This is a genomic window from Methylosinus sp. DMC45, assembly GCF_056313885.1.
Window position 1 is genome coordinate 1 of the sequence record NZ_JBQUZK010000030.1, and the last position, 8,297, is coordinate 8,297.

The following is an 8,297-nucleotide window of genomic DNA, read 5'->3' on the forward strand; positions in this document are numbered from 1 at the left end:
GACAATAGCCCGATCGCGCCGGCGATCGTCGAGAGCTGTCCGACTCGCATCTTCCTCCCGAATGAGCGCGCGATCGAACCGCAGATCACCGCGATCTATCGCCGCTTCGGCCTCAACGATCGCCAGATCGACATCATCGCCCGCGCGACGCCCAAGCGCGACTATTACTGCCAATCGCGGCGCGGCAATCGCCTTTTCGAATTGGGGCTCGGACCGATCGGCCTCGCCTTCTGCGCCGCTTCCTCCAAGGCCGATCACGCTGCGATCGAGCGCATCCTCGCCGAGCACGGGTCGGATGGATTTCTCCGCGCGTGGCTGGTCGAGCGCGGCCTCGAATGGGCCGCCGACCTCATCCCCGACCTCACCAATCTGGAGTTTTCCTGATGGCCGCACGTTCTTTTCGCCGCGCGGGCTTGTGCTCCGCCGTGGCTCTCTCGCTCTTCTTCGTCGCAGATCCCGCGCCCGCACAGCTGGTCGTCTACGATCCGAGCAATTTCTCGCAGAACGTGCTCACCGCCGCGCGCGAGTTGCAGCAGGTCAACAATCAGATCCAGAGCCTCGCCAATGAGGCGCAGACGCTGACCAATCAGGCGCGCAATCTCGCAAGCCTGCCGCTCTCGACGCTGAGCCAGCTCCAGACCACCATCCAAAAGACGCAGTCGCTGCTCGCGCAGGCGCAGCACATCGCCTTCAATGTCCAGCAGATCGAATCCGCCTTCACGACCAACTATGGTTCGGCGTCGACCAGCGCCTCCGGCTCGGGACTGATCGCCACGGCGCAGACGCGCTGGCGCAATTCCGTCGCCGCCTTCGAGGACTCCTTGAAAGTGCAGGCCGGCGTCGTCGGCAACATCTCGAGCAACGGCTCCGCCATGTCGTCGCTGACCTCGGCCAGCCAGACGGCGACCGGCGCGCTGCAGGCGGCGCAGGCCGGCAATCAGCTGCTCGCGCTGCAATCGCAGCAGCTCTCCGATCTCGTCGCCGTGGTCGCCGCGAAGAGTCGCGCCGATGCGCTCGAACAATCGCGCATCACGGCCGCCGAGTCGCAAGGACAGGAGCAATATCGGCGCTTTTCGACGCGCTCCGGCTATCAGCCGGGCAATGTCACCATGTTCCACGGCAATTGAGGCGCGGTCATGTGGCGACGGGAAATATGGCGCGCCGGCGCGATCCTCATTCTGATCGCCACATCGGGCGCGATGCTATCGGCGATCGATCTCGATGCGCCCGCGCCAGTCGTCCGTGACGCCGGCGCGGCCTTTGCCGACGAACCAGACGATCTGTCCGCCGAGCTGCGCCGCTGCGGCGCGCTTGGCCTTCAGGATGCCGAAGATCAGCGCTGTGATGCGGTCTGGACGGAGAACCGCCGCCGCTTCTTCGGCAGGCCGGCGCGGCCGACGCCTCCCACGGCCGCGCCGGCCGCAGCTACATCGAAAGGCGCCGCGCCATGAACATCGGCGTCATCGATTCCTTCCTGAACACTTTCACGACCTATATCGATTCCGGCTTCGGATTGCTCAAAAGCGACGTCGCCTATCTCTCCTCGACGCTGATCGCGATTGACATCACGCTCGCCGGCCTGTTCTGGGCCTGGGGCGCCGACGAGGACGTGATCCAGAGGCTCGTGCGGAAGACGCTCTATATCGGCTTTTTCGCTTTCCTCATCACCAATTTCAACAAGCTCTCCGCGGTCGCGTTCAATAGCTTCGCCGGCGTCGGCCTGAAGGCCGGCGGCTCGTCGGTGTCGACCGCCGATTTCCTGCGGCCCGGCCGTCTCGCCCAGGTCGGCCTCGACGCCGGTCAGCCGCTGCTCGACACCGCGAGCCAAATGATGGGCTACGCCTCCTTCTTCGCCAATTTCGTTCAGATCGCCGTGCTGATGATCTCCTGGCTGCTGATCATCATCGCCTTCTTCATTCTCTCCGTGCAGCTCTTCGTCACGCTCATCGAGTTCAAGCTGACGACGCTCGCGGGCTTCGTGCTCATCCCCTTCGCGCTCTTCAACAAGACCGCTTTTCTCGCCGAGAAGGTGCTCGGCAATATCGTCGCCTCGGGCGTGAAGGTGATGACGCTCGCCGTCATCGTCGGAATCGGCTCGGGACTCTTCTCGCAATTCACAACGAGCTATGGCGGCGAGCAGCCGACGATCGAGCAGACGCTCTCCGTCGTGCTCGCCGCTCTCGCCATGCTCGGACTCGGCATATTCGGTCCCGGCATCGCGACCGGCCTCGTCTCCGGCGCGCCGCAGCTCGGCGCCGGCGCGGCGGTCGGAACCGGCCTCGCCGTCGCGGGCGCCGGAATGCTCGGAGGCGCCGCGCTCGGCCTCGCCGGGAGGGGAGCGACAGCCGCCGCCTCGGGAGCCGCCGCCACCGCGCGCGGCGGCGCGAGGCTCGCCGGCGGGGCCGTTTCCGCCTATGCGCTCGGCTCGGTCGACGAGTCCGGGCCTTCGGCTGTCGCCGCTGGGCTCGCCGGCGTCGGCCGAGCGGCGGGCGCCGGCGCAGCGGCTCCCTTCCGCCGCGCAGCCGCTCGCGCGACGAACTCCTTGGCCGAGAACTATTCCGCCGGCGCGCGCGCCGCCTTCGCCGCGACGGGCGGCTCGTCGACCACAGGCCCGGTCGGCGACGGCGCGACCGGCGCTCCGGCGGGAAATGCGCCGCCCGCCTGGGCGCGGCGCATGAAGCGAAATCAACTCGCGAGCCACGGCGCGACGACCGCCGCGCATGTCATTCAGTCCGGCGACAGCCACGGCGGCGGCCATTCCGTCGATCTCTCACAACAGGAATAGACCATGTTACGACGCGCCTCGGTGCGCTATGGCCGCACGCCCGAACCGGAGACGCCCTATCAGCGAGCCGCCCAGGCCTGGGACGAGCGCATCGGCTCCGCGCGCGTCCAGGCGAAGAACTGGCGGCTGATGGCTTTCGGCTCGCTGCTCTTGTCCTGCGGTCTGGCGGCCGGCCTAGTCTGGCAATCGACGCATGGGACCGTGGTCCCCTGGGTCGTTCAAATGGACCGGCTCGGCGAGGCGCGCGCGGTCGCGCCGGCGATCGCCGATTACACGCCGTCCGATCCGCAGATCGCCTGGTATCTCGCCCGCTTCATCAAGGATGTGCGCGCCGCTCCGGCCGATCCGGTCGTCGTTCGCCAGAGCTGGCTGCAGGCCTACGACTTCACGACGACGGCCGGCGCCGCTGCGCTCAACGACTATGCGCGCGCCAACGACCCCTTCGCCAAGCTCGGCAAGCAGCAGATCGCCGTCGACGTCTCCAGCGTCATCCGCGCCTCTGTCGACTCGTTCCGCGTCGCCTGGATCGAGCGCCGATATCAGGACGGCGCGCTCGCCGACACCACGCGATGGACGGCGATCCTCACCATCGTCATCCAGCCGCCGACCGACGCCGATCGCCTCCGCAAGAATCCTCTCGGAGTCTACGTCAACGCCATCAACTGGTCCAAGGAGCTCGGACAATGACCCGGCCGAATTTCCTGAAAGCCGGCGATCCGGCTTCGCGCATCACCGTGTACTTGCAGTTCCGGAAAGACGGAAACGCATCTTTCCGTAAAACTGGCTTTGCTGCTCTGCTCTTCTCCGCCGCGTCGCTCGCCGGATGTGCGAAATTCATTCCGCCGGATATCGATTACGACGACGCCGCGCCGGCGCAGCTCTCCGCCGATCCGCCGGCCCCGGTGAAAATCGTCACCCTCGCCAAGCCGCTTCCCTTGCCGGGCCAATTGAAGCCGCTGCACGCCGGCAAGGCGCCGCCCGAACCCGCCGATCCGGCCGTGCGCGTCAACCAAGCCAACGCCGCCGCCCGCGTGCAGCCGGTGCGCGACGGTTTCATCAACGCCGTGCAGGTCTATCCCTTCTCAGGCGGCGCGCTCTATCAGGTCTACGCCGCTCCGGGACAGATTACTGACGTCGCCCTCCAGGAGGGCGAGCAGCTCGTCGGCTCCGGGCCGGTTGCTGCGGGCGACACCGTGCGCTGGATCATCGGCGACACGGAGAGCGGCGCAGGCGCGAGCAAAAAGATCCACATTCTCGTCAAACCGACGCGGCCAGATCTCGTCACCAATCTCGTCGTCAACACCGATCGGCGTACCTATCTGCTCGAGCTGCGATCGACCGAGAAGACCTATATGGCCTCGGTCTCCTGGCAATATCCGGAAGACCAGCTCATCGCCTTGCGCCGGCAAAACGCCACTACGGAGTCCGCCGCGCCGATCGCGACGGGCGTCGACGTTTCCGCGCTGAATTTCCGCTACGCGATCCAGGGCGACAGTCCGGCCTGGCGACCGCTGCGCGCCTTCGACGATGGATCGAAGGTCTATATCGAATTCCCGACCGGCATCCGCCAGGGCGAAACACCGCCGCTCTTTGTCGTCGGTCCGGCCGGCGGATCGGAGCTGGTCAATTATCGCGTGAGCCGCAACTACTACGTCGTCGATCGCCTCTTCGCCGCCGCCGAGCTCCGCCTCGGCGACGCGGACAGCGAGCGCCGCGTGCGCATCGTCCGCACCGACGGAAGGCCGCGGTCATGACGCCGAACGCGAATGACGATAAGTTCGGCTCATCGCCGCCGATCACGCCGGACATTCGACTGCGAAGCGAACGCCCGCGCGTGACGCGGCTGTCGCGCAAGGTGCTGATCGGCATGGCGAGCGTCGCCGCCCTCGCGATCGCCGCCGCGCTCGGTTACGCGCTGCAGCCCCGCGACAGGAGTGGCGCGGCCCAGGAACTCTACAACACGCAGAATCATCCTGCCGCCGACGGCCTCGCCAATTTGCCCAAAGACTACACCGGATTGCCACGCCCGGCGCCGCCGCTCGGACCGCCTCTGCCGGGCGATCTCGGCCGGCCCATTCTGAATGCTGGCGCGGCCGGCAATACGACGATCGTCGGCGCATCGGCGTCCGACCCCGAGGCGCAGCGCCGCGCGCAGGAAGGTGAGGCCGCGCGCGTGAGCCGGCTCTTTGCTCAGACGAGTGAGCGCGAGAGGCCGAGCACTCCGATCGCTCCGACCGCGATCTCCGCGGCCGACGCCGGAGTCGCGGCGCCGCCTTCTGTCGACGCCGGCTCTGCCCAGAACATGCAGGATCGCAAAACGGCTTTTCTGACTGCATCGACCGATCGGCGAACCGTCAGTCCTGATCGGCTCGCCAAGCCTGCATCGCCCTACGTCGTCCAGGCCGGCACTGTCATTCCGGCCGCGCTCATCACCGGCCTCCGCTCCGATCTGCCGGGACAGATCACCGCCCAGGTGACCGAAGCCGTGTACGACAGTCCGACAGGGAAATTTTTGCTCATCCCCCAGGGGGCGAAGCTGATCGGCCAATACGACAGCTCCGTCGCCTATGGGCAAAAGCGCGTGCTCCTCGCCTGGACTCGGCTCATCATGCCCAATGGAACCTCGATCGTGCTGGAGCGGCAGCCCGGCGCCGACGCCGCCGGCTATGCCGGCCTCGAGGACGAGATCGACAATCATTGGGACATGCTGATCAAGGGAGCCGCGCTCTCGACGCTGCTCAGCGTCGGCGCCGAAGCCGGAACGACGAACAGCGATAGCAGCCTCATCCAGGCGATCCGCCGCGGCGGCTCTAACAGCGCGAGTCAGACCGGTCAGTTGCTCGTTCAACGCCAGCTCAATGTCCAGCCCACTCTCACCATCCGGCCGGGCTTCCCCGTCCGTGTGCTCGTGACGCGGGATCTCCTATTGGCTCCATACAAGGAAGGAATGGCGCCGTGACGAAACTGAAGCTCGGTCCGCTCGCGGACGACAAGCCGGTAAAAATCACCGTCGAGATTCCAGCCTCTCTGCATCGCGATCTCGCCGCCTATGCGGACGCGCTTGGCAGAGCCAATGGGCAGACCATCTCTGATCCGCTCAAGCTGATTGTCCCGATGCTTCAGCGCTTCATCGCGACAGACAGAGCCTTCGCGAAGACTCGGACAGGGCCTAAACCTCAACCCGTCGCGGAAACCGAAAGGTCGGGATAGCGGGCGCGCAACAGATCGAGAAACGGTTGCAGCATCGGATTGCTGTTCGTCTCTTTCCAATAGGCCGCGAACTGAAGCCGCATTTGCCCACAGTCGCCATGCAGCTCGCGATGGGCCACTCCGGGGCAGACGAAACCAACGGCGCCTTCGAGCAGCGGCGCGACGCCATAGCCGGCGCCGACGAGGCTCAACAGCCTGTCGAGGCTGACATCCTGATAGCTGATACGCAGAGCACCCGAGCCGCCGGCCTTCACGCTCAGCAAATGCTCGAGCTCGGAATCGACGCCGCTCCGCGTCAGCAATATCCGATTGTCGCAAAGTTCCCGCCATTTGATCGCTGGCCGATTGAGCGGGTGATGTTCCGGAACGGCGACGACGACGCGTTCGCCCCAGAGCGGCAAAACGCGATCATTCCACCTTCCGCCGCCGGAGGTCAGTATGGCGACGTCGATCGCGCCGGCGGCGACCTCGCCGAGCAATCCCACCTTGGTGCCGTCGACCAGGAGGATGTCCGCATCCGCGATCTGGCGGCACAACTCCGCGAGCGTCTCCCGCAGATTGCCGGCCGAAAGCGACGAGCAAATCCCTATTCGCAATGGCCTGCGTCCGCCATTGCGTCGCGTTTTGAATGTGAGGAAGAGGCGGTCCGCTTCATCGACGATGGGCCGCACCGCATCCAGAAATTCGCGACCGACCGGCGTGAGCTTCGTTCCACCGGTCGTGCGCTCGAACAAATCCACGCCGAGCTCACATTCGAGATCATGCAATCGACGGCTGAGGGTGGATTGACGCGTGTTCAGCGTCTCCGCCGCTTGCCGAAGGCTTCGATGCCGCGAGGCGACAAGAGCCCATTTCAGATCTCGAAGCTCCGAATTCACCTGAAAAGCCCGGTTTCACAAGCTGATTTCCAGAATCGGACATGCCGACGATGACGCCGTCGACCGCTCTAATGATCTCTACTTCATTGAAAATAAATGGCCTTTTCAAGGCCGCCGATCGAGCGGCTATCGCTTTGCGCGCTATGGGTTTTTCGGCGAACGGACCCGTTTCCTCCGTAATCGATGCGCCGTCGCGAACAGCCCGACCGCTTTGCGGCGCAAGGCTATGAACGACTGTGTTTCCAATATACGTTGCTAAAACGTTCTCGCCGGCTTACCTTCTCCCTGCTGCAATTTCATGAGCAGCGGCCGAACGGGATGGTGGAACATCCCGCCCGGCCTGACCACAACCCACGCTTGACTGGAGCTTGGATCATGGCTGATTCTGAAGATAGCACGACTCCGCCTGCCGTTAGCTGGCGCGCCATTTTGCGAGGAACCGGCGCCTTGCCGTCCGGGAAGACGACTGGACGGGCGCCGTCCGACCCTGCGCTGCAGCTCTGGTGGAACTGGCAAGCCAATCACACTCAGGTCGTCGCGCTGACGCGCCAGTGGCAACGCATCGAGAAGAAGCTCATTCACTCGGTCGGCATCCCCGAGGTCGCGATCCGCCTTTCCGGCGAGGCGGAGCCGAAAATCGCTCAATCGGTCGACGAGATCGAGGAGCTGGTCGCGAACATGCCGGCGCTCGAGAGAGAAGCGCTGATCGCGGCGTTCGACGAACAGCAAAAGCGATGGAACGAGGCGGCGGCGACGCTTGGCTTCGACGCCGTGGACGTTGAACTCCGCGCCGCTCTCGGCAAGGAGCGCGATTTTGTGGCTTCGGTCCCGAAGACGAAAGCCGCCAGCCTGCCGGGTGTCGCGGCCAAGCTCGCCATCCTCATTCAGCTCGGCGAGCCGAGCCCGACAGATGCGGAATTTCCCTGGCCGGAACTGCGCTCGGCGCTCGCAGATATCGCCCGGCTGGCATCGCCGGAAGCAGCGGTCTCGCCGATGTGATCCTCGTTGCTCGGGTCCATGGTCGTTCGGCTATGGACCCGGCTTCTTTCGAGCAGTGACCCGCCTTTGCGCCGGCCCCTCGCTTTTGCGAGACGGCTTCGCGGCTTTCTTGGGCGGCGCCTTCGTACTCGCGCTTGCAGCCAATGTCGCGGATGACGCTTTCGCCTCCGCAGTTTCGCTCGCGGGCCTCAGAAGCTCGAGCGCCGGAATTCCGAGAGCGTCGGCGAGGCGACCGACGACGTCGACCGTCGCCGAATAGACGCAGCGTTCGATCGAGCTGATATAGGTGCGGTCCAGCTCGGCTCGATGGCCGAGCTCCTCCTGCGACAGGCGTTGCGCCCGTCGATGTTTCCTCAGATTGCGCGCCAGCGTCTCTCGCATTTCCATGACGAGAACCAGCCAGCTTGAAGAGATCGCGGTAGGGA

Annotated in this window: 10 protein-coding genes and 1 pseudogene; 9 read left to right on the top strand and 2 right to left on the bottom strand. The window is 65.3% G+C overall.

All coding sequences use genetic code 11. From position 1 onward, the window contains the following. The 8 genes and pseudogenes from ACT53T_RS06790 to ACT53T_RS06825 form a co-directional block, all read left to right on the top strand. Positions 1 to 384: pseudogene (locus ACT53T_RS06790) on the top strand (conjugal transfer protein TrbE); the annotation flags it as partial. After that, positions 384 to 1,127, top strand: a complete 744-nt coding sequence (gene trbJ / locus ACT53T_RS06795; protein ID WP_476160639.1) for a P-type conjugative transfer protein TrbJ — start codon at positions 384 to 386, stop codon at positions 1,125 to 1,127. The pseudogene ACT53T_RS06790 and the gene trbJ, both read left to right, overlap by 1 nt. A 9-nt stretch (positions 1,128 to 1,136) precedes the next feature. Beyond that, positions 1,137 to 1,451: a putative entry exclusion protein TrbK-alt gene (trbK-alt, locus tag ACT53T_RS06800; RefSeq protein WP_476160640.1), complete on the top strand. Its 315-nt coding sequence runs from the start codon at positions 1,137 to 1,139 to the stop codon at positions 1,449 to 1,451. Next, positions 1,448 to 2,785, top strand: a complete 1,338-nt coding sequence (trbL, locus tag ACT53T_RS06805; RefSeq protein WP_476160641.1) for a P-type conjugative transfer protein TrbL — start codon at positions 1,448 to 1,450, stop codon at positions 2,783 to 2,785. Before trbK-alt ends, trbL begins: the two co-directional genes overlap by 4 nt. 3 nt (positions 2,786 to 2,788) lie before the next feature. Further along, on the top strand, positions 2,789 to 3,472 hold the full coding sequence (gene trbF / locus ACT53T_RS06810) for a conjugal transfer protein TrbF (RefSeq protein ID WP_476160642.1): 684 nt from the start codon (positions 2,789 to 2,791) through the stop codon (positions 3,470 to 3,472). Further along, positions 3,469 to 4,539 (top strand): P-type conjugative transfer protein TrbG, encoded by a 1,071-nt coding sequence (trbG, locus tag ACT53T_RS06815; protein ID WP_476160643.1) that lies wholly within the window; start codon positions 3,469 to 3,471, stop codon positions 4,537 to 4,539. Before trbF ends, trbG begins: the two co-directional genes overlap by 4 nt. Next, the gene (locus tag ACT53T_RS06820; protein WP_476160644.1) at positions 4,536 to 5,744 is read left to right on the top strand and encodes a TraB/TrbI/VirB10 family type IV secretion system protein; all 1,209 of its coding nucleotides are present in this window, start codon (positions 4,536 to 4,538) and stop codon (positions 5,742 to 5,744) included. The genes trbG and ACT53T_RS06820 overlap by 4 nt, the downstream gene beginning before the upstream one ends. Continuing rightward, entirely contained in the window at positions 5,741 to 5,995 is a 255-nt protein-coding gene (locus tag ACT53T_RS06825) for a DUF2274 domain-containing protein (protein WP_476160645.1), read from the top strand. Before ACT53T_RS06820 ends, ACT53T_RS06825 begins: the two co-directional genes overlap by 4 nt. Here the strand turns inward: ACT53T_RS06825 and ACT53T_RS06830 are convergent. Continuing rightward, the gene (locus ACT53T_RS06830) at positions 5,962 to 6,873 is read right to left on the bottom strand and encodes a LysR family transcriptional regulator (protein WP_476160646.1); all 912 of its coding nucleotides are present in this window, start codon (positions 6,871 to 6,873) and stop codon (positions 5,962 to 5,964) included. The two genes, ACT53T_RS06825 and ACT53T_RS06830, sit on opposite strands and share 34 nt — an antisense overlap. A gap of 183 nt (positions 6,874 to 7,056) precedes the next feature. Between ACT53T_RS06830 and ACT53T_RS06835 the strand changes: the two genes are divergently transcribed. Beyond that, positions 7,057 to 7,872, top strand: coding sequence for a hypothetical protein (locus tag ACT53T_RS06835; RefSeq protein WP_476160647.1), 816 nt, complete (start codon positions 7,057 to 7,059; stop codon positions 7,870 to 7,872). 30 nt (positions 7,873 to 7,902) lie between these two features. On the opposite strand, the gene ACT53T_RS06840 is transcribed toward ACT53T_RS06835, so the two are convergent. Next, positions 7,903 to 8,297: helix-turn-helix domain-containing protein (locus ACT53T_RS06840; protein WP_476160648.1), on the bottom strand; the 395-nt coding region annotated here is incomplete at its 5' end.